The sequence below is a fragment of the Type-F symbiont of Plautia stali genome, assembly GCF_059731105.1.
The window spans coordinates 964655-990433 of sequence record NZ_AP035909.1 but is presented as its reverse complement, the minus strand read 5'-3'; the positions used below and the strand labels follow the sequence as shown (position 1 = coordinate 990433).

Annotated in this window: 22 protein-coding genes; 9 read left to right on the top strand and 13 right to left on the bottom strand. The window is 55.4% G+C overall.

From position 1 onward, the window contains the following. Positions 1-13 precede the first annotated feature (13 nt). From AC6I7A_RS04500 to AC6I7A_RS04490, 3 genes are read right to left on the bottom strand one after another with little or no spacing between them, the layout of a single operon-like run. A complete protein-coding gene (locus tag AC6I7A_RS04500) occupies positions 14-1789 on the bottom strand; it encodes a SmdB family multidrug efflux ABC transporter permease/ATP-binding protein (RefSeq protein WP_058956363.1) in 1776 nt (591 codons plus the stop codon). After that, on the bottom strand, positions 1782-3551 hold the full coding sequence (locus tag AC6I7A_RS04495; protein ID WP_009091683.1) for a SmdA family multidrug ABC transporter permease/ATP-binding protein: 1770 nt from the start codon (positions 3549-3551) through the stop codon (positions 1782-1784). Before AC6I7A_RS04495 ends, AC6I7A_RS04500 begins: the two co-directional genes overlap by 8 nt. A gap of 16 nt (positions 3552-3567) precedes the next feature. Beyond that, a complete protein-coding gene (locus tag AC6I7A_RS04490) occupies positions 3568-4038 on the bottom strand; it encodes an Lrp/AsnC family transcriptional regulator (RefSeq protein ID WP_046101361.1) in 471 nt (156 codons plus the stop codon). A 117-nt stretch (positions 4039-4155) separates the two neighbouring features. Here AC6I7A_RS04490 and AC6I7A_RS04485 point away from each other — a divergent pair, with 117 nt between their 5' ends. Beyond that, the gene (locus tag AC6I7A_RS04485; protein ID WP_009091687.1) at positions 4156-5190 is read left to right on the top strand and encodes a PLP-dependent cysteine synthase family protein; all 1035 of its coding nucleotides are present in this window, start codon (positions 4156-4158) and stop codon (positions 5188-5190) included. Positions 5191-5224: 34 nt separating this feature from the next. On the opposite strand, the gene cof is transcribed toward AC6I7A_RS04485, so the two are convergent. After that, positions 5225-6046 (bottom strand): HMP-PP phosphatase, encoded by an 822-nt coding sequence (gene cof, locus AC6I7A_RS04480; protein ID WP_058956364.1) that lies wholly within the window; start codon positions 6044-6046, stop codon positions 5225-5227. A gap of 93 nt (positions 6047-6139) precedes the next feature. Between cof and AC6I7A_RS04475 the strand changes: the two genes are divergently transcribed. After that, the gene (locus tag AC6I7A_RS04475; protein WP_058956365.1) at positions 6140-7858 is read left to right on the top strand and encodes an SgrR family transcriptional regulator; all 1719 of its coding nucleotides are present in this window, start codon (positions 6140-6142) and stop codon (positions 7856-7858) included. Positions 7859-7899: 41 nt separating this feature from the next. Beyond that, positions 7900-8595: a 7-cyano-7-deazaguanine synthase QueC gene (gene queC, locus AC6I7A_RS04470; protein WP_046101358.1), complete on the top strand. Its 696-nt coding sequence runs from the start codon at positions 7900-7902 to the stop codon at positions 8593-8595. 47 nt (positions 8596-8642) lie between these two features. Here the strand turns inward: queC and AC6I7A_RS04465 are convergent, their stop codons facing one another. From AC6I7A_RS04465 to bolA, 9 genes are all read right to left on the bottom strand, one after another. Further along, complete coding sequence (locus tag AC6I7A_RS04465) at positions 8643-9041, bottom strand: YbgC/FadM family acyl-CoA thioesterase (protein WP_058956413.1); 399 nt, start codon at positions 9039-9041, stop codon at positions 8643-8645. Between the two features lie 97 nt (positions 9042-9138). Next, the gene (locus AC6I7A_RS04460) at positions 9139-9492 is read right to left on the bottom strand and encodes a helix-hairpin-helix domain-containing protein (RefSeq protein ID WP_426607416.1); all 354 of its coding nucleotides are present in this window, start codon (positions 9490-9492) and stop codon (positions 9139-9141) included. 143 nt (positions 9493-9635) lie between these two features. Next, entirely contained in the window at positions 9636-11501 is a 1866-nt protein-coding gene (gene ppiD, locus AC6I7A_RS04455; protein WP_058956367.1) for a peptidylprolyl isomerase, read from the bottom strand. A gap of 247 nt (positions 11502-11748) precedes the next feature. After that, positions 11749-12021 carry a nucleoid-associated protein HU-beta gene (hupB, locus tag AC6I7A_RS04450; RefSeq protein WP_009091701.1) on the bottom strand — a complete coding sequence of 91 codons (273 nt, stop codon included), beginning with the start codon at positions 12019-12021 and terminating at the stop codon, positions 11749-11751. A gap of 215 nt (positions 12022-12236) precedes the next feature. After that, on the bottom strand, positions 12237-14591 hold the full coding sequence (lon, locus tag AC6I7A_RS04445; protein WP_498004470.1) for an endopeptidase La: 2355 nt from the start codon (positions 14589-14591) through the stop codon (positions 12237-12239). Positions 14592-14777: 186 nt separating this feature from the next. Next, positions 14778-16049 carry an ATP-dependent protease ATP-binding subunit ClpX gene (clpX, locus tag AC6I7A_RS04440; protein ID WP_009091705.1) on the bottom strand — a complete coding sequence of 424 codons (1272 nt, stop codon included), beginning with the start codon at positions 16047-16049 and terminating at the stop codon, positions 14778-14780. Between the two features lie 134 nt (positions 16050-16183). Next, a complete protein-coding gene (gene clpP, locus AC6I7A_RS04435; RefSeq protein WP_009091707.1) occupies positions 16184-16807 on the bottom strand; it encodes an ATP-dependent Clp endopeptidase proteolytic subunit ClpP in 624 nt (207 codons plus the stop codon). A 335-nt stretch (positions 16808-17142) separates the two neighbouring features. After that, positions 17143-18447 (bottom strand): trigger factor, encoded by a 1305-nt coding sequence (gene tig, locus AC6I7A_RS04430; protein WP_009091709.1) that lies wholly within the window; start codon positions 18445-18447, stop codon positions 17143-17145. A gap of 293 nt (positions 18448-18740) precedes the next feature. Next, positions 18741-19055 (bottom strand): transcriptional regulator BolA, encoded by a 315-nt coding sequence (gene bolA / locus AC6I7A_RS04425; protein WP_008924895.1) that lies wholly within the window; start codon positions 19053-19055, stop codon positions 18741-18743. 286 nt (positions 19056-19341) lie between these two features. Between bolA and AC6I7A_RS04420 the strand changes: the two genes are divergently transcribed. The 6 genes from AC6I7A_RS04420 to AC6I7A_RS04395 all read left to right on the top strand — a co-directional run bounded on the left by AC6I7A_RS04420 (position 19342) and on the right by AC6I7A_RS04395 (position 25776). Continuing rightward, positions 19342-19920, top strand: a complete 579-nt coding sequence (locus AC6I7A_RS04420; protein WP_009091711.1) for a lipoprotein — start codon at positions 19342-19344, stop codon at positions 19918-19920. A 61-nt stretch (positions 19921-19981) separates the two neighbouring features. Beyond that, a complete protein-coding gene (gene ampG, locus AC6I7A_RS04415; RefSeq protein WP_058956414.1) occupies positions 19982-21472 on the top strand; it encodes a muropeptide MFS transporter AmpG in 1491 nt (496 codons plus the stop codon). 444 nt (positions 21473-21916) lie between these two features. Then, a complete protein-coding gene (cyoA, locus tag AC6I7A_RS04410) occupies positions 21917-22843 on the top strand; it encodes a cytochrome o ubiquinol oxidase subunit II (RefSeq protein WP_046101354.1) in 927 nt (308 codons plus the stop codon). A 4-nt stretch (positions 22844-22847) separates the two neighbouring features. Further along, positions 22848-24830, top strand: a complete 1983-nt coding sequence (cyoB, locus tag AC6I7A_RS04405) for a cytochrome o ubiquinol oxidase subunit I (RefSeq protein WP_009091717.1) — start codon at positions 22848-22850, stop codon at positions 24828-24830. After that, positions 24830-25447, top strand: a complete 618-nt coding sequence (locus AC6I7A_RS04400; RefSeq protein ID WP_009091720.1) for a cytochrome o ubiquinol oxidase subunit III — start codon at positions 24830-24832, stop codon at positions 25445-25447. Before cyoB ends, AC6I7A_RS04400 begins: the two co-directional genes overlap by 1 nt. After that, entirely contained in the window at positions 25447-25776 is a 330-nt protein-coding gene (locus AC6I7A_RS04395) for a cytochrome o ubiquinol oxidase subunit IV (RefSeq protein ID WP_008924889.1), read from the top strand. The genes AC6I7A_RS04400 and AC6I7A_RS04395 overlap by 1 nt, the downstream gene beginning before the upstream one ends. The last annotated feature ends 3 nt before the right edge of the window (positions 25777-25779 follow it).

Here is a 25779-nt window from a genome sequence, read left to right as displayed (position 1 = left end):
AAAAAGGTGCAGGTCAGGCTTCCGCGGTGGCAGGCACGCCCGACGCGAGATCATCCCCGGCCTGCTGAAGCTGATACATCTGCCAGTAGCGGCCCTGCATCGCCAGCAGTTGCTGGTGCGTGCCCTGCTCGACCACCCGGCCGCGATGGAGGACCAGGATTTTGTCGGCGTCGATAATGGTGGAGAGACGGTGAGCAATTACCACCAGCGTGCTGTGCTGACGCAGTCTGGCCAGCGTCTGCTGAATCGCCTGTTCCGTGCCAGAGTCAATATTAGCCGTGGCTTCATCCAGAATCAGTATCTGCGGCAGATCGACCAGCACCCGCGCCAGCGCCAGCAGCTGCTTCTGCCCGACAGACAGGTTATTCCCCTGCTCACCCAGCCGGGTGTGAATCCCCTCCGGCAGAGCCTGTGCCAGGGGCGCCAGCCGGACCTGTTCCAGCACCGTCCAGACCGCCTCTTCGCTGATATCACGGCCCAGCCGGACATTGGCCAGCAGCGTATCCGCCAGCACCACCGGGTCCTGCTGCACCATGGCGATCCCGTGTCGCAGCACGCTATGGCTCTGATCCCCAATCGGCCGGTCATCAATGCGGATCTCACCGCGTGTCACCGGGTAGTAGCCCATTAGCAGGTTTGCCAGCGTGCTTTTGCCGCTGCCGGTATGTCCGACCAGCGCCACAAATTCGCGCGGCGCCACCTCAAGATTGATGTCACTGAGCACATCGCGGTTTTCACGGTAGGCGAAACTCAGATTGTTCAGCGAAATGCGGCCGGAAGCCAGCGGCTGCTGACTTTCGCCATACTGCTGCTGCGCGGCATCCATGAGTTCGAAGATGCGCTCACCGGAGACCACCGCCTGCTGCAACATCGACTGCTGTGTGGTGAGCTCAATCAGCGGCTCATTCAGGCGTCCCAGATAGGTGATGAAGGCATAAAGCACACCGACTTCAAAAACGCCGGGCACGGAGAAGCTGAACAGAACCAGCAGCCCGCACAGCACCATCGCGGAAAAGAGGCTCAGCAACGGGCGCAGCAGAAAGCCGTCGAGACGCAGCGTTTCCATCCGCGCCAGGTAGTGAGAGCGACTGGCCTCGCCCATCCGCTCGCCGAAGCGGGCCTGCTGACGAAACTGCTGGATCACGCTCATGCCGCTGATCACTTCGTTAAAGCCGTTGTTGATGTCGGCCAGATAACCGCGAACCCGGCGGGCAATTGGTGTACTGAAGCGCTGATAGATCACCATCACCATCAGCACCAGCGGGAAGATCATCATCGCCACCAGCGCCATGCGCCAGTCAAGGCTGAACATCGCCACCATCATGGCCCCAACCAGCGCGGCACTGCGCAGCACGGTTGAGACCACCGTGACGTAGAGATCGCGGATGACTTCGGTGTCGTTGGTCACGCGTGAAATAATCTGACCGACCGGCTGGGTATCGAAGGCGCTCAGCGGCTGACAGAGCGCGGCATTCATCACATCGCTGCGTAACCGCTGCACCACGCCGATCGCCGCCCGGTTGAATAACAGCGCCTGCCAGTAGTGGAGCGCGGCGGCCAGTAGCTGAAGCAGAATGAAACTGACCAGCAGGCCGGCAACCAGCCCCCAGGGCATCTGATGTTTCGCCACCAGATTGTCGATAAAGTAGCTGACCAGCACCGGTCCGGTCACTTCAGCAGCGGCCGCGATCCAGAGCAGGCCGACGGCCAGCGACAGGGATTTACGCCAGGGCTTACCGTAGCTCAGCAGGCGCTTCAGGGTAGGCCACAAGCGGGCAGACTTAGCCATGCGGCACTCCTTTCTCATTTTCATCATCATCCAGTGCGGCTTCCAGCTGCTGATAACGGAACATATCCCGATACCAGCCGGGCGTTCCGCTCAGCGTATCGTGGTCACCGCGCTGGGCGACGCTGCCCTGCTGCATCACCAGAATTTCACTGGCTTCCGTCAGCGCCGATAAGCGGTGCGCGCTGATAATCAGCGTGCGTCCCTCTCCCCAGATGCGCAGGTTATGCAGAATTTCATGTTCGGTACGGCCATCCACCGCAGAAAGCGCGTCATCCAGAATCAGGATTTCGGCATTCAGCAGCAGTGCCCGGGCAATGGAAAGGCGCTGCTTCTGTCCCCCGGAGAGCATCACACCCCGCTCCCCGACTTCCGTTTCATAACCCTGTGGCAGACGCAGGATATCGTCATGCACGCAGGCGAGCCTGGCGGCCTGTTCGATCTCCTGCCGGGACGCGCCCGGTTTCCCCAGCGCAATGTTACTGGCCACGCTGTCAGAGAAGAGGAACGGCGTCTGGCTGACCACCGCCAGACGGCTGCGCCAGCTGTCGAGCCGCAGCTGCGGCAGCGGGATCTGGTGGTAGCGGATATCCCCCTGCTGAATGTCAAAGTGGCGCTGAATCAGGCTGAGCAGGGTGCTTTTGCCGCTGCCGGTCGGGCCGCACAGTCCCAGCATCTCACCGGGTTTCAGCTGAAAGCAGACATCGCTTAACACCGGCGCCGTGCTGGCCGGATAGTGAAAGGCTCGAATCGCCACCTGAAGCGTTCCGGGGTCAGGCGGCAGCGTTTTGTCACCATCTTCCACCGCCGGTGCTTCCGCCAGCAGCGCGCCGATGCGGCTCCACGCGGCGCTGCCGCGTTCGACAATATTAAACATCCAGGCCAGCGCCAGCATGGGCCAGATCATCAGGCCGAGATACATCACGAAGCTGGTGAGCTGACCCAGCGTCATCTGATCATGCCACACCAGCCAGCTGCCGCCGCCAATCGCCAGCAGGTTTGAAAAGCCGATGGCGATATAGATAGTGGGATCGAAACGGGCATCAACCCGCGCCACCCGCAGGTTTTTCTCACCGGTATCGCGGGCGATAGCGGAAAACTGCTGTGACTGATGCTGCTCAAGCCCAAAGGCTTTGATCATGCGGATGCTGGTCAGGCTCTCCTGCGTCTGGTCGTTAAGGCTGGAAAAGGCTGCCTGAGCCAGCTTAAAGCGATCGTGCAGTTGATTACCGTAACGATGGATGACGATCGCCATCACCGGCATCGGCACCAGCGAGAGCAGCGTCAGCTGCCAGCTGATCTGGGTGCTCATCACCAGCAGCACGCCACAGCCCATAACCAGCGAGTCCACCAGCGTCAGCACCCCTTCCCCGGCAGCAAACACCACCCGATCCACGTCGTTAGTGGCGCGCGCAATCAGGTCACCCGTGCGATGGCGCAGATAAAATGCCGGTTGCTGACGACTCAGCTGACGATAAAAATCTTCACGCAGCTCGACCGCCAGCTGGTAGGAGGCGCCAAACAGCAGCACGCGCCAGACATAGCGCAGCAGATAGACCACGACCGCCGTTGCCAGCATGACCCCAATCCACATCATGATGCGACCGGTACTCATGGTGTCGCCTGTCACGCCGTCAACAATGATCCCCACTACATGCGGCGGCAGCAACTGCAGAACAGCAATAACAATCAGCAGGATGACCGCGCCCAGATAGCGTCGCCACTCCCGCAAAAAATACCAACTTAACTGACTGAATAATCGCACAGCGCTGTTCTCAATCTCAGGCCCCCAGAGGGGCAACGGGTAAAGCCGTGGTGTATTTAATCTCTTCCATGGCGAAGCTGGAGGTCACATCGATCAGGCCGGGCACGCCGTTGACTAATCGCTTATAGAAAGCATCATAGCTTTTCATGTCGGCCACCTGAATGCGCAGCAGGTAGTCATACTCGCCTGCCATGCGGTAAAAGGCCATCACCTCCGGCATGCTATTGACCACCGAGACAAAGGTCTGATACCAGTCACGGCTATGCTGCTGGGTTTTAACAAACATAAACGCCGTCAGTGACAGGCCGATTTTGTCACCGTCCAGTAACGCCACCCGCGCGCGAATAATGCCATCATCTTCCAGTTTTTTCAGTCGCTTCCAGCAGGGCGTGGTCGTGAGATTGACGGCATCTGCCAGCGCCTGCAGCGACAGCGTGCAGTCCTGCTGCAGCAGCGCAAGCAGCTTAAGGTCAGTTTTGTCTAACATTCGCGTCTCCGGGAGAATCATTTTCTCCATTAACGCGATTTTAGCGGTAATTTTGCAATCTCTTTTTCCTGCACGTGCCATAAAATAGCCGGACTGTTTTATAACCGGATGACTGAGATGCAGACCTGCTGGATTCGCCACGCTATCAACGAAATTAACGCCGATTTTCAGCGATCGGCCGAGACGCATCTGATCCGTTTCGATCTTGCGGATTTTCCCGGCATCTGGTTCTACCTGAAAGATGAGAGTACCCATCCCAGCGGCAGCCTGAAGCATCGCCTGGCGCGCTCCCTGTTTCTTTATGGCCTCTCTAACGGCTGGATTAAACAGGATACGCCGATTATTGAAGCCTCGTCAGGCAGCACGGCTGTTTCTGAGGCCTACTTCGCACGGCTGCTGGGGCTGCCCTTTATTGCGGTGATGCCAGCCAGTACGGCAAAACGGAAAATTGAGCAGATCGCCTTTTATGGCGGGCGGTGTCATTTTGTCGAGGATCCCTGCCAGCTCTACGCGGAATCTGAGCGGCTGGCGCGTGAACTGAACGGTCACTTTATGGATCAGTTTACCTATGCTGAGCGTGCAACCGACTGGCGCGGCAATAACAACATCGCGGAGAGCATTTTCCGTCAGATGCAGCATGAACCCTATCCGATCCCTCATACGGTGATTATGAGTGCGGGCACCGGCGGCACCTCCGCCACGCTGGGGCGCTACATCCGCTATCAGGGACTCGAAACGAAACTGCTGGTGGTCGATCCCCAGCACTCGGTGTTTTTCGATTACTGGCAGCAGCGTGATGCCACCCTGACCAGCACCCGTGGCAGCCTGATCGAGGGGATTGGCCGTCCGCGGGTCGAGCCGTCATTTATGCCCGATGTGATCGACGAAATGATCAAAGTGCCGGACGGCGCAACGCTGGCCGCGATGCTGAAACTGGAAAAGATTCTGGGACGCAAGCCGGGTGCCTCTACCGGCACCAACTTCTGGGGCATGATGCAGGTGGCGAAACGCTTACGGGCGGCAAATCAGTCGGGCGCGCTGGTCACGCTGTTATGTGACAGTGGTGAACGCTATCCCGACAGCTACTATCAGCCGGAATGGGTGGCAAAACATATCGGTGATATCACGCCGTGGCAGCGCGAGCTGGCGTAAAAAACCGGACTTCCAGTCCGGTTCACGGCAATCCTCAGCATTCGGGGGAATACGCGAGGTGGGGTGTCGCCAGCCAGTGATTTAAATAATGGGACACCGCCTGTGTCCCGCAATGCCCTAACACCGGCAGATGCGGAAGCGCCCTCTTTAACTGCGCCATCGCATTACCCATGATGAAACCCTGCCCGGCCTGAGCCAGCATCTCGCGATCGTTCATCGCATCCCCGAACGCCATACACTCCGCCATGGTCAGGGAGAGGTGGTCACACAGCAGCGCCAGCGCGCTGCCCTTGTTGCAGTTTGCGGGCAACACTTCCAGACAATCCTCCGCAGAGAAACAGATGTTGACCTGATCGCCCAGCACGGCATCCAGCTGCGTTTTAAGCTGACACAGGTGCTGATGCCGATCGATGAAGCAGATTTTTGTTACCTGATGCGCGGGCAGCGTTTTAAGGTCGCACAGCTGATAGCCAAATCCGCTCATCTGATGCGCCACCAGCAGTTCAGGCTGCGGCCGGTCGGTAAACCAGCCCTGGTCGTTAAAGATGTGCATCGTGGCAGTCGTCTCCCAGTGACGATGGATCACCTCTTCGGCGACGGCAGAAGGCAGATCGCATCCAAATAGCCGCGTACCCTGCCGGTCATGTATGCGGGTGCCATTCCCCGTGATAAGCCAGGCGGGCAGAATCATTTTTTCCCGCAGAATCTGCATCTCCAGCAGGTGGCGGCCCGTCGCCAGCGCGAGATGAAGACCCCGTGAATGTAACGCCTGCAGACTCTCCAGTGTCTGCTGTCCCAGCTGATGATCCGGCAACAGCAATGTGCCATCCATATCGAACGCGGCTAAACGCATCATGACTCTCCTCCTGCTGAAAAGATGAGTCCCACTATTGCCTGTTAATTACGGAACTAATAGTGAATACTTTTAAAAAATTGTTCCGGGTTTATGATGCGCGAACTTCACCGTATTCATCAGTTTCAGCGCCTGTGGCAGCAGAGTCAGGGGGCGCCTCAGCAGACCTGCGTGGCGGAGATGGCCCGTCACTGCATCTGCAGCGAGCGTCATCTCCGCACGCTGCTGTCACACTGGCAGCAGGCGGGCTGGCTCAGCTGGCGGGGTGAAGCGGGCCGGGGTAAACAGGGTCAGGTCACTTTTCTGCGCACGCCTGAAGCGTTGCGTCAGCAGCTGCTGCAACGGCAGCTCGATACCGGCGCGGCCGCAGACGCCTTGCAGCTGCTGGATCTGCCGCCGGAGCGGCTGATGACTCTGCTGCGGCCGATGATGGGGGGACAGTGGCAGAACGATACGCCGGTGCTGCGCATCCCCTACTATCGCCCGATGGAGAACACAGCGCCGCATCAGATTACCGGCCGGGCTGAACAGCATCTGGTGCGCCAGATCTACTCCGGCCTGACCCGCTTTGAGCAGGATGCACCGGTCGGCGATCTGGCTCATCACTGGCAGCACGATGAAACGGGATGTCACTGGCTATTCTGGTTACGGCCTCAGCTGAGGTGGCACAACGACGAGCCGGTTCAGGCGGAGCAACTGGTGTCGCAGTTTCGTCAGCTGTTGCAGGAACCGCGCGTCGCACTGCTGCTGGCCGACGTGGAGAGCGTGGAGGCGCCGCATCCGCTGGCCCTGCGCTTTGTGCTGCGGCAACCTGATTTCTGGCTACCGCACCGGCTGGCACATCTGCTGTGCCTGCTGCCCCATCCCGATCATCCCACCATCGGCAGCGGTCCGTGGAAACTGCGTCACTTCAGCCCTGAACTGGTCAGGATGGAGAGTCATGCGCAGTGGCACCTGCAGCGTCCACTGTTGCAGGCCGTGGAGTACTGGATTACGCCACAACTGTTCGACCCCCGCCTGGGCAGCAGCTGTCGTCATCCGGTGCAGATCGCCATCGGCGATGCCGCCGAGCTTAAGACGCTGCAACCGGTCAGCAACAGCATCAGTCTCGGTTTCTGCTATCTGCTCTGCCGCCCGCGTGACGGATTTACTGCCGAACAGGCGCGCAGCGTTTTCCATCTGATCCAGCAAAGCGGCATCGTCAGCCGGCTGCCTCTTGATGAAGGCTTAATTACGCCCAGCAACGAGCTGCTGCCTGGCTGGCCGGTGCCGCCGATCGAGGCAGTGCCTGGCCCCCTGCCCGCCACGCTGACACTCCACTATCAGCTGCCGGTTGAGCTGCATCAGATGGCGCAGGCGTTATGTGAATTACTCAGGCAGCATGGCTGTCACCTCCAGGTGTTTTTTCATCCGGTCAAAAGCTGGCAAACCATTCATCAGCTTGATGAGGCCGACCTGGTGATGGGCGATCGACTGATAGGCGATGCCCCGGTGTTTACACTGGCGAACTGGCTGGCACTGGACCCGCTGTGGCGGCCTCTGTCAGCGACCCTGCAGGGCAAAGCGGTACAGAGACAGCTGCTGGCTATCCAGCAGATTGCTGACGGTGAGGCCCGCTCCCGCGCGCTGCATCAGCTTTATCATCAGCTGATGACGGACGGCATTCTGCTGCCGCTGTTTAACTATCGCTACCAAATCTACGCGCCGCCCGGCGTCGAAGGGATTGAACTCAATGCGCTGGGCTGGTTCGATTTCAGCCGCGCATGGATTCCACCGCCGATTGATCCGCCGTGCAGCTGTTCAGCGGCGGAATGAGGCATTACCATAAGCGCAAAATTACTTATCAGGGAAATGCCATGAAACGCGCTGTTGTTGTTTTCAGCGGTGGACAAGATTCCACGACCTGCCTGGTTCAGGCTTTAGCACTTTATGATGAGGTGCACTGCGTCACCTTCGATTACGGACAACGCCATCGGGAAGAGATTGAGGTGGCCCGGGATCTGGCTATCAGGCTGGGTGCGCGCGCACATAAAGTGCTGGATGTCACCATGCTGAACGAACTCGCCGTCAGCAGCCTGACGCGCGATAGCATTCCGGTACCCGCCTACAATCCTGATGCCACCGGATTACCGAGTACTTTTGTGCCGGGTCGCAATATTCTCTTTCTGACGCTGGCCTCGGTTTATGCCTATCAGGTAGAGGCCGAAGCGGTGATCACGGGCGTCTGCGAAACCGATTTTTCCGGCTATCCCGATTGCCGCGATGAGTTTGTCAAAGCCATGAACCAGGCGGTCACGCTTGGCATGGCGCGCACTCTCCGCTTCGAGACGCCGCTGATGTGGCTCAATAAGGCGGAAACCTGGGCGCTGGCGGACTACTGGCAGCAACTGCCGCTGATTCGCGAAGAGACGCTGACCTGCTATAACGGCGTGAAAGGAGACGGCTGCGGTGAGTGTGCAGCCTGTCATTTACGGGCCAACGGCTTGCAGGGTTATCTCAGCGATCGTGCGGGCGTGATGGCCGCAATGAAAGCAAAGAGCGGCCTTAACTGAGGCCGACAGTGATGGCGGCAGCGATCGGATTTGCCGCCTTTTTTCTCTCATGCCATCAGACGCATCAGTCGCTCCCGCAACGCCCCTTCCAGGGTGACCGCCTTCTGGGTGCGCAAATCGATGCAGACAAAGGTCAGCGCAGCATCGGCAACCACTGTTTCCTGGCCTGCCAGCAGCACCCGCTGCGCGATGACGCCACTCCTGCCATTTAACTGCGTAATCTCACTGTCGATGGTGAGTACGTCGCCCAGTACGGCCGGGCGACGGTAGTTGATGTTAATATTGACCACCACAAACGCCAGTTTCTGCTCCTGCAGCCAGTGGAATGCTTCAGCCTCTTCCAGCCATTGCCAGCGCGCCTCCTCAAGAAATTCAAGATAACGCGCATTGTTAACGTGCTGATAGACATCCAGATGGTAGCCGCGCACTTTTATGATGGTCTGCATGGTCATGCTCTCCTGCTTTGGGTGAACTGGTTGGACCTGTTCACTTTAGCAGAGCCGCCGGTTCAGCGCGGGTTATGCATCACAGATGCGTACTGCCTCACAATTTCAGCCGGTCTGCATTACGTTCTATCAGCGCATTCCCGATCCCCGGCACTTCGCTGAGTTGCTGGATCGCGCTGAACGGTCCGTACTGTTCGCGATAGCTGACAATGGCCTGGGCCTTTTTCAGCCCCACGCCGTTCATCACGGCAGAGAGCTGTTCCGCCGTCGCATCATTGATGCTGACCTGACCCGGCTGAGCAACGTCGCTGATCGCTTTTTCCGGCGCAGGCAATGCGTTCTGGCTGATGGACGTGCTGGCAGGATCGGGGGCCGCAGCGACGCTGCTGTGGCAGAACGCGCCGCCCAGCGCGAGTGAGAGATAGAGGGCAACGACTTCATGTTTAGCCATGCTGTGTTTCTCCTTGTGTGTAAACAGCAGCGACAGCGTGTCACGACGGTGCACAAGGCACAAAAGCGGGATTTCAGAAATGGAAAAGGCCGCGAATGCGGCCTTGGGTTATTACAGTGGTTTCGCGGTTTCTGCGAGGCTTACTACATTTGTGCGGCTGCGCCGTACTTGATTTTTGCCTCTTTGCGCAGATTTTGCAGTAACGCTTCAAAGGTCAGTTGGGCATTGTTCTGCGTGACACCTTTGACCATTTCATCAATCTGCGCCTGTGGCATGGTGCCGGTTTTCACCTTATCCACTGCCACCAGCACCACGTTGCCCTGCATATCTTCGCTCACGCCCCACGACGGTTTGTTATCCGCAGGCTGAGGCAGATTAAAGGCAGCCTGTGCCACCGGATCCTGCACGTTGCGATCGACCGTTTTACTGGCGCTCAGCGTCAGGCCTGCTGCGGTCAGCGCATCCTGCTTACCGGCTTTAAGCGCATCCAGCAGTTTGTCCGCCTGGGCTTTCGCCTGCTGCGTCGCTTTATCATGCTTCAGCGTGTCGGTGATCTGCGCCTTAACCTGATCCAGCGGTTTTACCGCTTCCGGTTTGTGATCGCTGATACGCAGCACAAAGGCGCGGTCGCCATCCACTGTGATGATATCAGAGTTATTACCCGGCGCACCGTTCTGTCCCACCAGGCCACCGTTGAAGATAGCCTGCTTCACCGGATCAAAGTTAAGCGCGTCTGGCAGTGAATCCTGACTGAACCAGCCGGTCTCCTGCGCCTTCAGACCGGAAGCCTGCTCGGCACCCGCCAGTGACTCATTATCGTTGCTCGCCGCTTCGCTGACTTTCTGCTGCAGTTTGTAGAAGGCATCAACGCCCTTCTCCTGCTTCACTTTCGCGGCAATCGCGCTGTGAACGTCAGCCAGCGGCTTAACCTGCTCTGCCTGGATATCGTCAAGACGCACGACCAGGAAGCCCACAGACGACTTGATCACGCCCGACATCTGGCCTTTCTCTGTCAGGCCCGCATTTTTCAGCTCATCCGGTGTGGTTGACGGTTCCAGCCAGCCCATGTCGCCGCCCTTACGCGCGGAGATAGGGTCAATGGATTTGGCTTTTGCCACGTCCGCGAAAGAGGCGCCCGCTTTCAGCTGAGCCAGAACGGCATTAGCATCCGCTTCCGTTTTGGTCTGGATTACGCTGTAGCGGGTACGCTGTGGCTGCGTGTAGTCCGCTTTATGCTGATCGTACCAGGCCTGAATATCCGCCTCGCTGGCATCCTGCTGCATGCTGGCGGCATCCATCAGGATGTAGCTGACGCGGAACTGCTCTGGTGCCATAAAGCTGCTTTTATGCTGCTGATAATACTGGCTGATTTCGTCATCGGTGACGGTCTGTTTCGCCGCCAGCGCGTTCACATCCAGCGTCGCCTGACGGATATCACGCTGCTGGGACACCAGGTCCACCAGCCGGCTCGCTTCGCCTTTCAGCGTGAAGTCAGTATTGGCGACGGCATTGATCAGCTGTTGATTGGAGAGCTGTTTACGCAGCGCTTCAGCATACTGGTCAGCACTGAACCCCATGCTGCCGATCAGATTGAGGTATTTCGCATTATCGAATTTACCGTTGGTCTGAAAAGCCTGCTGGTTGAAGATAGCCTGTTTGACCTGATCGTCGCTGATGCTGAGGTGGAGATCTTTGATATAGCTGTCAAGCAGCGCCCGGTCGATTAACTGAGACAGCGCCTGCTGACGCATCTGCTGCATGTAACCGTCGTTGCTGGCCAGCTGCGAGAACTGGTCACCCAGCATCTGCTGCTGACGACTGCGTTCGCTGTTGAACGCCTGCTCCAGCTGCGCGCGGCTAATCTCCTGACCGTTTACTTTGGCCGCATAGTCGTTATTGCCGCCAATCAGATAGTTGCCAACGCCCGTCAGCACAAAGGAGAGGATAATCAGCCCCAAAATAATCTTGAGCACGACATGGTTCGACGCCGCGCGTAAATTGTCCATCATGGTATGGCAACACTCCGCTGTAGTGTGAATGTAAAGCCCGGTCGCCCTTCGCCTCTGGCTGGCGACTCACGCAACTGCTGGCTTAGCTGGCAGTCTCAATCCGGTCCAGGTCCATCTAACGGCCCGATTTTCACCGATTAAAACAAAAAAGGCACATCTCATTGATGTGCCCGTATGTTACATGAGAACGCGTTCATCGTCCTCTCATCCACTGAAGAAAATGCGTCAATGAATCTGTTCGTTATTCTTAATTGACTGCGTCTTTCAAGGCTTTACCGGCACGGAAACCTGGCACTTTACCGGCCGGGATCGTGATCTCTTTACCGGTTTGCGGGTTGCGGCCAGTACGCGCAGCACGGTCACGTACAGAGAAAGTACCGAAACCGACCAGAGCCACTTCATCACCGTCTTTCAGCGCATCAGAAACAGAGCCCATAAATGCATCTAAAACACGTCCCGCTGCCGCTTTAGAAATGTCAGCATCAGCAGCAATTTTGTCGATCAATTGTGACTTATTCACTCTCTTCATCCCCTCTTTTATTATTTCACATCGTACCCCGGCTTCCCGCCGGGTACGAACGCGCAGCAAGTTATATCAAGCCTGTGGAGCCGAAACAACGGAATTTCTCTGAGAACGTCATGCCGGCAGCCACCTAAATTAGCGGCACAAAAAAAAGCTGGCAAGCGTCAATTGCCTTGCCAGCTTCGCTTTTTAACGGTTTATGCCGCTAATCACTATTTTGCTGTTGCGACCTGCATACCGTATGGCGCATTTTCCAGTGCCAGATTCAGCACCTCTTCAATGCGTTTCACCGGATGAATCGCCAGATCGGCAATCACGTTCTGAGGAATATCTTCCAGATCACGCTTGTTGTCGTCCGGGATCAGTACGGTTTTGATGCCACCACGGTGTGCGGCCAGCAGTTTCTCTTTCAGGCCGCCAATCGGCAGCACCTGACCACGCAGGGTGATCTCACCGGTCATCGCCACATCGGCGCGCACCGGGTTACCGGTCAGACAGGAGACCAGCGCGGTGCACATTGCGATACCGGCACTTGGGCCATCTTTTGGCGTCGCGCCTTCCGGAACGTGAACGTGAATATCACGTTTTTCGTAGAAGTCACCATTGATGCCCAGCTTCTCGGCACGGGCACGCACCACGGTCAGCGCAGCCTGAATCGACTCCTGCATCACTTCACCCAGCGACCCCGTATAAGTCAGCTTGCCTTTACCCGGCACACAGGCGGTTTCGATGGTCAGCAGATCGCCGCCCACTTCGGTCCACGCCAGTCCGGTCACCTGACCGACACGGTTTTCGCTGTCAGCACGGCCATAGTCGAAGCGCTGAACGCCCAGGAAATCCTTAAGGTTCTCGCCATCGATGGTGATGTGCTTTTTCGTCTTGTCCATCAGCAGTGACTTCACCGCTTTACGGCACAATTTCGACAGCTCACGCTCAAGGCTACGCACCCCGGCTTCGCGGGTGTAGTAGCGAATGATGCCGATGATGGCGCTGTCTTCAACCGTGATCTCACTGGCTTTCAGGGCGTTACGCTCAATCTGCTTCGGCAGCAGATGCTGCTTAGCGATGTTCAGTTTTTCATCTTCGGTGTAACCCGACAGACGAATGACTTCCATACGGTCAAGCAATGGAGCCGGAATGTTCATGGAGTTTGACGTGGCCACGAACATCACATCTGAGAGGTCATAGTCGACTTCCAGATAGTGATCGTTGAACGCAATGTTCTGTTCCGGATCGAGGACTTCCAGCAGCGCCGACGCCGGATCGCCACGCATGTCCGAGGACATCTTGTCGATTTCATCCAGCAGGAACAGCGGGTTTTTCACCCCGACTTTTGCCATTTTCTGAATGAGTTTACCCGGCATTGAGCCGATGTAAGTCCGACGGTGACCACGGATTTCCGCTTCGTCACGCACGCCACCCAGAGCCATACGCACATATTTACGTCCGGTCGCTTTGGCGATCGACTGACCGAGGGACGTTTTACCTACCCCTGGCGGTCCAACCAGGCAGAGAATCGGCCCTTTGATTTTGCTGACGCGACTCTGAACCGCAAGATACTCGAGAATACGATCCTTCACGCGCTCCAGGCCGTAGTGATCGGTATCCAGTGTCTCCTGCGCTTTACGCAGATCTTTCTTCACTTTGCTGCGTGCGTTCCACGGAACCTGCACCATCCAGTCGATGTAGCCACGCACTACGGTCGCTTCCGCCGACATCGGAGACATCATTTTCAGCTTCTGCAACTCGGCTTCGGCTTTCTCACGCGCCTCTTCCGGCATTTTAGCCGCGTCGATTTTGCGTTTTAACGCTTCATATTCGTCCGGCGCGTCATCCATCTCGCCCAGCTCTTTCTGAATTGCCTTCATCTGCTCATTCAGATAGTACTCGCGCTGGCTCTTCTCCATCTGCTTCTTAACACGGTTGCGAATACGCTTCTCAACCTGCAGCAGATCGATTTCAGATTCCATCATCGCCATCAGATATTCCAGACGTTCGTTAACGTCGGACATCTCCAGCACAGACTGTTTGTCTGCCAGTTTCAGTGGCATATGTGCAGCAACGGTGTCGGCAAGGCGCGCCGCATCGTCAATATTGTTCAGTGAGGTCAGGACCTCAGGTGGGATCTTTTTATTCAGTTTGATGTAGCCTTCAAACTGGTTGATCGCCGTGCGCACCAGCACTTCCTGCTCGCGCTCTTCAATTTCCGGCGAAACCAGGTATTCAGCTTGTGCCACAAAATGGTCACCGTTATCGGCCAGCGTCGTGATATGGGCGCGCTGTAAACCTTCGACCAGAACTTTGACGGTGCCATCCGGCAGTTTCAGCATTTGCAACACTGATGCCACGGTCCCTACTGAAAAGAGATCGTTAATGCCAGGTTCATCCGTTGAAGCCTCTTTCTGTGCGACCAGCATGATTTTTTTATCATGATCCATTGCGGCTTCAAGGCACCGAATTGATTTTTCCCGGCCAACAAACAACGGAATTACCATGTGCGGAGAAACCACCACGTCGCGCAGCGGCAACACGGGGATTTCAATGCGTTCAGAACGCTCAGGATTCATAGAGCTCTCTCTTTGTTTAATGTCCGCCAGGTGATGGGAACCGCATCAGGCAGGTATGCAGTTAAACCCACAGGTATCTGAGTATATGGGGATGATTGTCTGACATTCAACGTCACAGAGGCGAGAAAAGCAAAAGGGGAAACATTTTCCCCTTTTTTAAGATAACAATGTGGACGATCTGTTTAATTATTCGCCAGATGCCTGCGCTTCGTGCTTACCGTAAATCAGCATCGGTTCAGACTGACCGTCAATAACTGACTCATCAATCACTACTTTTTCGACGTCATCCATAGAAGGCAGGTCATACATCGTTTCCAGTAACGCACCTTCAACAATCGAACGCAGACCACGTGCACCGGTTTTACGTGACATCGCTTTTTTCGCAATAGCGGTTAACGCCTCGTCACGGAACTCCAGCTCAACGCCTTCCAGGTTGAACAGCGCCTGGTACTGTTTGGTCAAGGCGTTCTTCGGCTCACGCAGAATCTGAATCAGGGCTTCTTCACTCAGCTCGCTCAGGGTCGCCACAACAGGCAGACGGCCGATGAACTCAGGGATCAGACCAAATTTGATTAAATCTTCAGGTTCACACTGTGAGAGCAGTTCGCCTTCGCTGGCTTTCTGCGATTTCCCTTTCACGGTTGCGCCGAAGCCGATACCGGATCCGGTTTCAACACGCTGCGAGATCACTTTGTCCAGACCGGCGAATGCGCCGCCACAGATAAAGAGAATTTTAGAGGTATCAACCTGCAAAAATTCCTGCTGAGGATGCTTACGTCCGCCCTGCGGTGGAACCGCGGCTACAGTACCTTCAATCAGCTTCAGCAGCGCCTGCTGAACACCTTCGCCTGACACGTCACGGGTAATCGACGGGTTGTCAGACTTACGTGAAATTTTATCGATTTCATCGATGTAGACGATGCCGCGCTGCGCTTTCTGCACGTCATAGTCACACTTCTGCAGCAGCTTCTGGATGATGTTTTCGACATCTTCACCCACGTAACCCGCTTCAGTCAGCGTGGTTGCGTCAGCCATGGTGAACGGCACATCCAGCAGGCGCGCCAGCGTCTCAGCCAGCAGCGTTTTACCACTCCCGGTCGGACCAATCAGCAGAATGTTACTTTTGCCCAGCTCAATACCGTTGCTGGTATCGCCATTGCGCAGACGTTTGTAGTGGTTGTAAACCGCAACCGCCAGCACTTTCTTCGCTCTCTCCTGACCGATGACATAATCATCAAGGTGATGGCGAATTTCATGTGGGGTTGGCAACGCACTGCGTTCACGATGCGGGGCAACTTCTTTGATCTCTTCGCGAATGATGTCGTTGCACAGGTCAACACACTCATCGCAGATATACACTGACGGCCCGGCAATCAGCTTTCGCACTTCATGCTGGCTTTTGCCGCAAAAAGAGCAGTACAGCAACTTTCCTGAACCGTCTTTGCGCTTATCTGTCATCAGTTAACCTCTTCTTGTTCTCAGGCCGTACCTGCGTACGGCGCAGGCCGTGCAGTGACGGCCGAAATTCATTCAACCCGTAATAGTACCGTTGTCCTGTTAACTATAGACCAGGGACAAGGGTAAGTCGGGTCTTATTGGCGATGCGTCAGAATTGAATCGACTAAGCCATACTCTACCGCTTCACTGGCAGAGAGGAAACGGTCACGCTCGGTGTCGCGCTCAATTTCTTCCAGCGATTTACCGGTGTGCTCAGCCATCAGCTCATTCATACGCTGTTTCACCTTCAGGATCTCGCGCGCATGGATTTCGATGTCTGACGCCTGGCCCTGATAGCCGCCCAGCGGCTGGTGAATCATGACGCGTGAGTTTGGCAGGCAGAAACGTTTACCTTTGGTCCCCGCGGTCAGCAGGAAAGCGCCCATGGAACAGGCCTGGCCCATACAGATGGTGCTGACGTCCGGCTTGATGAACTTCATGGTGTCGTAAATCGACATGCCAGCCGTGATCACGCCGCCCGGTGAGTTAATGTAGAGATAGATATCTTTTTCCGGGTTTTCCGCTTCCAGAAACAGCATCTGCGCGACGATCAGATTCGCCATATGGTCTTCGACCTGGCCGGTCAGGAAGATCACACGCTCTTTCAGCAGACGGGAGTAAATGTCGTAAGAACGCTCACCACGCGAAGTCTGTTCAACAACCATTGGCACCAGCGCATTGTGCGGTGCAGTATATTCACGATCGCCACTGTATGACATTACCGTCTCCTGGATAAATTTCATTGGCAACATTCTGTACCGATTCTACGAAAGACGCGCGGGAAACTCCACGCCACGTCTCTTTCCGACACCTTCAGGACGGTTAATCAGCCAGCCTCACTCTTCTTCCTGCATACTCCCTATATCTGGGGATAGTGCACGCCTGTTTCAAGCATAACAATCTTTTCCCTGTTCGCTAACCCGGAAAAAGCGATGCGTGAATAATTTGCTGGTTAATTAAGCAAATAGAGGGGGAGAATAGCGTGCTGAGCGTCAAAACAAAAAAGCCCGCGACTTTTCAGTCACGGGCTTAGCACATACCGTTAAAGGTCTGATCAGGCCTGAGCGGTCTGGTTCATCAGATCCTGGAAGTTGGTCTCTTTCTCGGTCACTTTCGCTTTCGCCAGGACCGCTTCAACCGCCTGCTCTTCCAGCGCAACGTTGCGCATGTTGTTCATCAGCTCGTTATTCTTGCTGTAGAACTCGATCACTTCCTGCGGATCTTCATACGCAGAAGCCATCTCTTCGATCATGGTGTTAACGCGTGCTTCATCCGCTTTCAGCTCATGGGTACGAATCACTTCGCCCAGCAGCAGGCCGACAACAACACGGCGTTTCGCCTGCTCTTCGAACAGTTCACGAGGCAGTTCCAGCGCCTGCTGCTCGTTGCCACCAAAACGCTGTGCAGCCTGACGACGCAGAACGTCGATTTCGCTATCAACCAGCGCAGCAGGAACGTCGATTTCGTTAGCCGCAACCAGACCGTCGATCGCCTGAGATTTGATGCGGTTACGGATAGCGCCTTTCAGCTCGCGATCCATGTTCTTACGGACTTCAGTGCGCAGACCGGCAACAGAACCATCTTCAACGCCGAAACGTTTGATGAACTCTTCAGTCAGTTCTGGAAGCTCGCGCGTTTCAACTTTCTTCAGCACGATCTCGAACTTCGCGTCTTTCCCTTTCAGGGTTTCTGCGTGGTAGTCGTCCGGGAATTTCACGTCAATGGTGAACGTCTCGCCCGCTTTGTGACCCACGATGCCTTCTTCAAAGCCTGGGATCATGCGGCCCTGGCCCATGGCCAGAACGAAATCAGAGGCTTTGCCGCCTTCGAACTCTTCGCCGTCAACGGAACCGTTGAAGTCGAGGGTCGCGCGATCTTCTGCACCGGCCGCTGCGTCGCTTTCAATCCAGTTAGCCTGCTGCTTGCGCAGGGTATCCAGCATGGTGTCAACGTCAGCATCGGTAACTTCAACCAGAGGTTTTTCGACTTCGATGTTTTCCAGGCCTTTCAGCTCAACTTCCGGATACACTTCGAACTCAACCGCGTAGGTGAAATCCTGACCTTCTTTGTACTCGCCTGGCACGTAGTTAGGTGCGCCAGCCGGGTTGATTTTTTCTTTGATGATGGCGTCAACGAAGTTGCGCGTCATCAGCTCGCCCAGCACGTCCTGGCGGACAGAAGCGCCGTAACGCTGTGCGACGATGTTCATCGGCACTTTGCCTTTACGGAAACCATCGATGCGAACTTTCCTGGCAACGTCAACCAGTTCTTTTTTTACTGCGCTTTCGATGCTGTCAGCAGCGACAGTAATCGTAATGCGACGGCCCAGGCCCTGAGTGGTTTCTACAGAAACTTGCATCTTGTTACCTCAAAAAATCACGTGCTCGGTCAACTTCAGACACCACACATCGTGAAATGCGCCGTATCCAACAACCGGGACGGCTTCCGTGAAGAGAACCTGATCCCTGTTACCAGAAGCGTCCCGAAGACATTCCGGAAAAATAGACGCAGCATTATAGCGGCATCGCTGGAATGAGTCGAGGATGGTAACTCACCACTTTTCAGCAGCTTTGCTGCTTTTTTGAGCCAGGGATCGCGTTTTTCGCTAAATAAACGAAAAAACGGCCCGCAGGCCGTTTCAGAGAAGGGAGATCAGGCGAGGGTTCCGGCCCCACGACAGTTCGGCGAAGCCAGCACGGTATCCTGCAATCCTTCCCACTCTTTCAGTGTGTAGGTGTGCAGGGCTAAGGCATGGACGCTGCCGGCGAGTTCTGCCGCCAGTTCGCCATAAATCAGACGGTGACGCGCCAGAAAGCGCTGGCCTGCAAAGCAGTCGCTGACAATGACCACTTTGAAGTGACTTTCGGAACCGGCAGGCACATTATGCCGGTAACTTTCGTCATGCACTTCCAGATGAGCTGGCTGAAATGCCACACGCAGCTTTTCTTCTATTTGTTCGCGGATCATGGCTATTACTCCTCAATGGCGAGCGCGGTGCCCCATCTCATTCAATCTTAGTCGCTTTTACTGCGCTTACCCGTCAGCCGACACGAAATATTCGCTCAGGCGTCGGCCAGCTTCCGGCGCGCATCATAACGCAGCTGAAACGAACAGCAAACAGACCCGCCAGTGACGCCGCGCAAAACATCTTCAAAGACAATTTCCCCTGGCGCAGGGCTTTTTTCACTGCCGGGCAATGCTATGATGAACGCCATTTTTGCAAACCAACCCCCTGACACCAACGAGAAAAAGTATGTTGAAAAAACTGTTATTCCCCCTGTTGGCTGCGTTCATTTTAGCCGGCTGTGCAACCAGCAATAATACCCTTACCATTCAGCCTAAGATTGAGCTGCCACAGCGCGATCCAGGCCTGATGGCGGTCACCGTCAGCATCAACGGAGCCGATCAGCGTCAGGATCAGGCGCTGGCAAAAGTGAACCGTGACGGCCAGCTGGTGACCCTGACGCCATCGCGCGATCTGCGTTTCCTGCTGCAGGAAGTGCTGGAGAAACAGATGACGGCACGTGGCTATATGGTAGGACCGAATGGCGCGGTCGATCTGCAGATCGTGGTGAACAACCTCTATGCTGACGTTACCCAGGGCAACGTGCGCTACAGCATTACCACCAAAGCGGATATCTCTATCATCGCTACCGCCAAAAACGGCAGCAAACAGGTTAAAAACTACCGCCAGACTTACAGCGTAGAAGGCGCGTTCAGCGCAACCAACCAGAAGATTACTAACGCGGTCAACGCCACCATGAGCGATGTCATCGCAGACATGGCACAGGACACCAGCGTCAACGACTTCATCAAACAGAACGCGCGTTAATTTCGCCTCTCCTCTGCCCGGCATGATGCCGGGCATCGTGTTTGTTACCGGCAGGATCCGCATGAACCACTATCTTCGCCTCTTCAGCCAGAAAAATGCCGCCGTACTGCTGCTGCTCGGTTTCGCCTCCGGCCTGCCGCTGGCCCTGACATCCGGCACGTTGCAGGCGTGGATGACGGTGGACAATGTCGATCTGAAAACCATCGGTTTCTTTTCGCTGGTCGGCCAGGCCTATGTCTTTAAGTTTCTCTGGTCGCCGATGATGGACCGCTACACGCCGCCGTTTCTGGGCCGGCGTCGCGGCTGGTTGCTGCTCAGCCAGCTGGCGCTGGTCGGGGGCATTGCGGCGATGGGGTTTCTGCAACCCACCCGGGATCTGACCCTGATGGCGGCTCTGGCGGTGCTGATTGCCTTCTGCTCCGCCTCACAGGACATTGTCTTTGACGCCTGGAAAACCGATATTCTGCCGCCTGAAGAGCGCGGCAGCGGCGCGGCGATAACCGTGCTGGGTTACCGGCTGGCGATGCTGATTTCAGGCGGGCTGGCGCTGTGGCTGGCTGACCGTTATCTCGGCTGGCAGGCGACCTACTGGCTGATGGCGCTGATGATGGTGCCAGGCATTATCGCCACGCTGATGGCGAGCGAGCCGCACACCCATATTTCCACGCCCCACTCTCTGCGTCAGGCTGTCGTCGACCCGCTGAAAGATTTCTTTCAGCGCAATAACGCCTGGCTGCTGATTACCCTGATTATTCTCTACAAGCTGGGCGATGCTTTTGCCGCCTCACTGACCACCACCTTTCTGATTCGCGGCGTCGGCTTTAATGCTGGCGATGTCGGTCTGGTTAACAAGACGCTGGGCCTGCTGGCGACCATCATTGGTGCGCTCTATGGAGGTGTCGTCATGCAGCGCCTGAGTCTGTTCCGGGCACTGATGATTTTCGGCCTGCTGCAGGCTGTCTCAAACTTCGGTTACTGGCTGCTGGCGGTGACGGATAAACAGCTGTGGAGCATGGCCAGCGCGGTTTTTGTGGAAAACCTCTGTGGCGGCATGGGCACCGCCGCCTTTGTGGCGCTGTTGATGACCCTCTGCAACAAATCGTTCTCCGCGACCCAGTTTGCCCTGCTGTCAGCGCTTTCTGCGGTGGGCCGGGTTTACGTCGGTCCGGCTGCGGGCTGGCTGGTTGAACTCTGGGGCTGGCCAGCCTTTTATGCCTTCACCGTCGTGGCGAGCGTGCCGGGTCTATTGCTGCTGGCATTTTGCCGTCAGACGCTAAATCAGGTCGAGCAGAGTGGCAAATTCCTGACACGAAGCTACTATCCTCTTGGCTATCGCTGGACGAATCGTCTGTTTGCAGCAGGCTGTGGCGTGCTGGGACTCTGGCTGGTGGCGCTGGCGCTGGATGCGCTGGGGCTCACTGTGCTGGCTGCCCTGCTGTCACCCCTGTTTGGTACTGGCATGGTACTCGCGTTGCTGGCCGTATTGTCGGGTCTGCTGCTCGACTACCGGGCACTGAAACGAGCGCCTGCCCTGCCCGCGTCAGATGCTTAAGTGAAATCGATGGGTTAACGGCTGCGGCTTATTTTTTTGTCAACGGACCAGGCCGCCGTCATTTATCATCGCCTGTTATTTTTTGAAAATAAGAATATGGCCTGAGGAGGGGGAGCGGAAATACTAAAAACCGGTGAGCAATTACTTTAGTTAAATTTCATCACATAAATGATGCAGACTTGTTAAATATTTGGGCGTTAAAAGTAAGGGTTATTCCTTTCCCTGATTTTTTTGCGGTTACTTCCATTGGTTTTTGTTATATTGGTGCCAACTGCTTGTCTGCGTTAACTATTTGTCACCTGACGCAACATCTGTGACACCCTTAGCAAAAGGTGTCAACACGCATCTGACACATCCTTAAGCTGGTTTACACTGCATAAACCTTCCCGTAAAATGCGCGCACACTTAAACGACAATAGAGCCCTTTGTCATTGAGGTCGTTAAATGAGACTCAGTAAATACAATAAAAGTTTGGGGATTTTGTCATTAATTGCAGGCACTTTATTAATGAGTGGCTGCGATAGTGCATTGTTAAATCCCAAAGGACAGATTGCACTGGAGCAACGTTCGCTGATACTGACTGCCTTTGGCCTGATGTTGATCGTCGTTATCCCCGCAGTCCTGATGGCCGTGGTGTTTGCCTGGAAATATCGGGCATCCAACACGAATGCGAAGTACAGCCCTAACTGGTCACACTCTAACAAAGTGGAAGCCGTGGTCTGGACCATTCCGATCCTGATCATTCTCTTCCTCAGCGTGCTGACCTGGAAATCGACCCATGCACTGGAGCCCAGCAAACCGCTGCAATCTGATGTAAAACCGGTTGAGATCGATGTGGTTGCACTGGACTGGAAATGGCTGTTCATTTACCCGGAACAGGGTATTGCAACCGTGAACCAGATTGCCTTCCCGGCAAACACGCCAGTGAACTTCAAAATCACGTCTAACTCCGTCATGAACTCTTTCTTCATTCCAACGCTCGGCAGCCAGATTTATGCGATGGCCGGTATGCAGACCAAACTGCATCTGATTGCGAATGAGCCAGGGACTTTCGACGGTATCTCTGCGAACTTCAGTGGTCGCGGTTTCTCTGGCATGAAGTTCAAAGCCATTGCAACCAAAGACGATGCGGAATTCCAGCAGTGGGTAGCAAAAGTTAAAGCAGCACCTAACACGCTGACCACCATGGAAGATTTCGAGAAAGTTGCTGTACCAAGCGAAAACCACCCGGTGGAATATTTCTCTTCAGCGAATCCTGAACTGTTCAAGCAAGTTATCGCTAAGTTCATGACCAGCCACGGGAAGATGGACATGCCTGAACATGAAGGTATGGACATGAGTCACGCCGCTTCCGCGGGAGCCGAGGAATAATACGATGTTCGGAAAATTAACACTGGATGCAGTGCCGTACCATGAGCCGATTATCATGGTCACGGTCGCCGGTATCATTTTAGGTGGTCTGGCACTGATTGCCGCCATCACCTATTTTGGTAAATGGCAATATCTGTGGTCTGAATGGCTAACGTCTGTCGACCATAAAAAACTGGGTATCATGTACGTCATCATGGCATTCGTCATGCTGCTGCGTGGTTTTGCTGATGCCATCATGATGCGTACCCAACAGGTAATGGCGTCGGCCGGTGAAGCGGGCATTCTGCCACCGCATCACTACGACCAGATCTTTACGGCGCACGGCGTCATTATGATCTTCTTCGTGGCGATGCCTTTCGTGGTTGGCCTGATGAACATCGCCGTTCCGCTGCAGATTGGTGCACGTGACGTTGCGTTCCCGTTCCTGAACAACCTGAGCTTCTGGTTTACCGCGGTCGGTGTGATCCTGGTTAACCTGTCGCTGGGTGTGGGCGAGTTCGCGCAGACCGGCTGGCTGGCTTATCCGCCACTGTCCGGCGCGGAGTACAGTCCCGGCGTCGGGGTCGACTACTGGATCTGGAGTCTTCAGCTCTCCGGTATCGGTACGACCTTAACCGGTATTAACTTCTTCGTGACCATCCTGAAGATGCGTGCACCGGGCATGAGCCTGTTCAAAATGCCTGTCTTTACCTGGACTGCGCTGTGCACCAACGTCCTGATCATCGCTGCGTTCCCGGTTCTGACCGTGACCCTGGCGCTGTTGACCCTTGATCGTTATCTCGGCTTCCATTTCTTCACCAATGAAATGGGCGGGAACATGATGATGTACGTCAACCTGATCTGGGTCTGGGGTCATCCGGAAGTGTATATTCTGGTTCTGCCGGTCTTTGGTGTGTTCGCAGAAATTACCGCGACCTTCTCCAAAAAACGTCTGTTTGGCTACACCTCACTGGTGTGGGCGACCATCGCGATCACCGTACTGTCGTTCATCGTCTGGCTCCACCACTTCTTCACCATGGGTGCGGGTGCGAACGTTAACGCTTTCTTCGGTATCATGACGATGATCATCGCGATTCCGACGGGGGTTAAAATCTTTAACTGGCTGTTCACCATGTACCAGGGTCGCATCCAGATGCACTCTGCGATGCTGTGGACCGTTGGCTTCCTGGTAACCTTCTCTGTAGGGGGTATGACCGGCGTACTGCTGGCCGTTCCGGGTGCTGACTTCATTCTTCACAACAGCCTGTTCCTGATTGCACACTTCCATAACGTTATCATCGGTGGTGTTGTCTTCGGTTGTATGGCGGGCGTGACCTACTGGTTCCCGAAAGCCTTTGGCTTTACCCTGAACGAAACCTGGGGCAAACGCGCCTTCTGGTTCTGGATCATCGGCTTCTTCGTTGCCTTTATGCCGCTGTACGCGCTGGGCTTCATGGGTATGACCCGTCGTCTGAGCCAGGATATCGATCCACAGTTCCACCCTCTGCTGGTGGTCGCTGCGGTCGGTGCAGGTCTGATTGCAATGGGTATCCTGTGTCAGCTGACCATGTTCTACGTTTCGGTCCGTGACCGTGACCAGAACCGTGATCTGACCGGTGACCCGTGGGGCGGTCGTACGCTGGAGTGGGCAACCTCTTCACCACCACCGTTCTATAACTTTGCTGTGATCCCGCATGTGCATGAGCGTGACGCTTTCTGGGAAATGAAAGAGAAAGGCGAAGCGTACAAGCAGCCGGAGTCGTATGAAGAGATTCATATGCCGAAAAACAGCGGTGCTGCACTGGTTATCTGTGCGTTCGCGACGGTAATGGGCTTCGCGCTGATCTGGCATATCTGGTGGCTGGCAGGTCTTTCATTCCTCGGCATGATCGTTACCTGGATCGTGAAGAGCTTCGACGAAGACGTGGATTACTACGTTCCGGTTGCTGAAGTTCAGAAGATTGAAAACCAGCACTTTGACGAAATCAGCAAAGCAGGTCTGAAATAATGTCAACTGAAACTCTGATTAAACATCACCACGACGCCCATGCGGAGCATGGGCATCACGATGCAGGAGCCAATAAAGTCTTTGGCTTCTGGATCTACCTGATGAGTGACTGCATTATCTTCGCAACCCTGTTTGCGACCTATGCCGTCATGGTCAACAACACTGCCGGTGGCCCGGCAGGTAAAGATATCTTTGAGCTGCCGTTTGTTCTGGTAGAAACCGCCCTGCTGCTGCTGAGCTCCATCACGTACGGCATGGCTGTTATCTCCATGAACAAGGAGCAAAAAGGTGCCGTTATCGGCTGGCTGGCGCTGACCTTCCTGTTTGGTCTGGGCTTCATCGGCATGGAAATCTATGAATTCCATCACCTGATTGCGGAAGGCTTTGGTCCGGATCGCAGTGGCTTCCTGTCTGGCTTCTTTACGCTGGTCGGTACCCACGGTCTGCACGTGACCTCGGGTCTGATCTGGATGCTGGTGCTGATGTTCCAGATTTCTAAACGTGGCCTGAACGCGACTAACCGCACCCGTATCATGTGTCTGAGCCTGTTCTGGCACTTCCTGGACGTGGTCTGGATTTGCGTCTTCACCGTTGTTTACCTGATGGGAGCCATGTAATGAGTCATTCTGTTAACGAACATGGCGCTTCACACGGTAGCGTGAAGTCCTACATGATCGGCTTCATCCTCTCTATCATCCTGACGGCGATCCCGTTCTGGATGGTCATGGATGGCAGTGCATCTCACGGTACTATCCTCGGTGTTGTTCTGGTCTGTGCGGTCATCCAGGTGCTGGTTCACCTGGTTTACTTCCTGCACTTAGACAGCAAATCTGAGGGTGGCTGGAACATGGTAGCCATTGTTTTCTCGGCCATCATCATCCTGATTGTCGTAGTAGGCTCACTGTGGATCATGTGGAACCTCAACTACAACATGATGCCTCACTAAAGA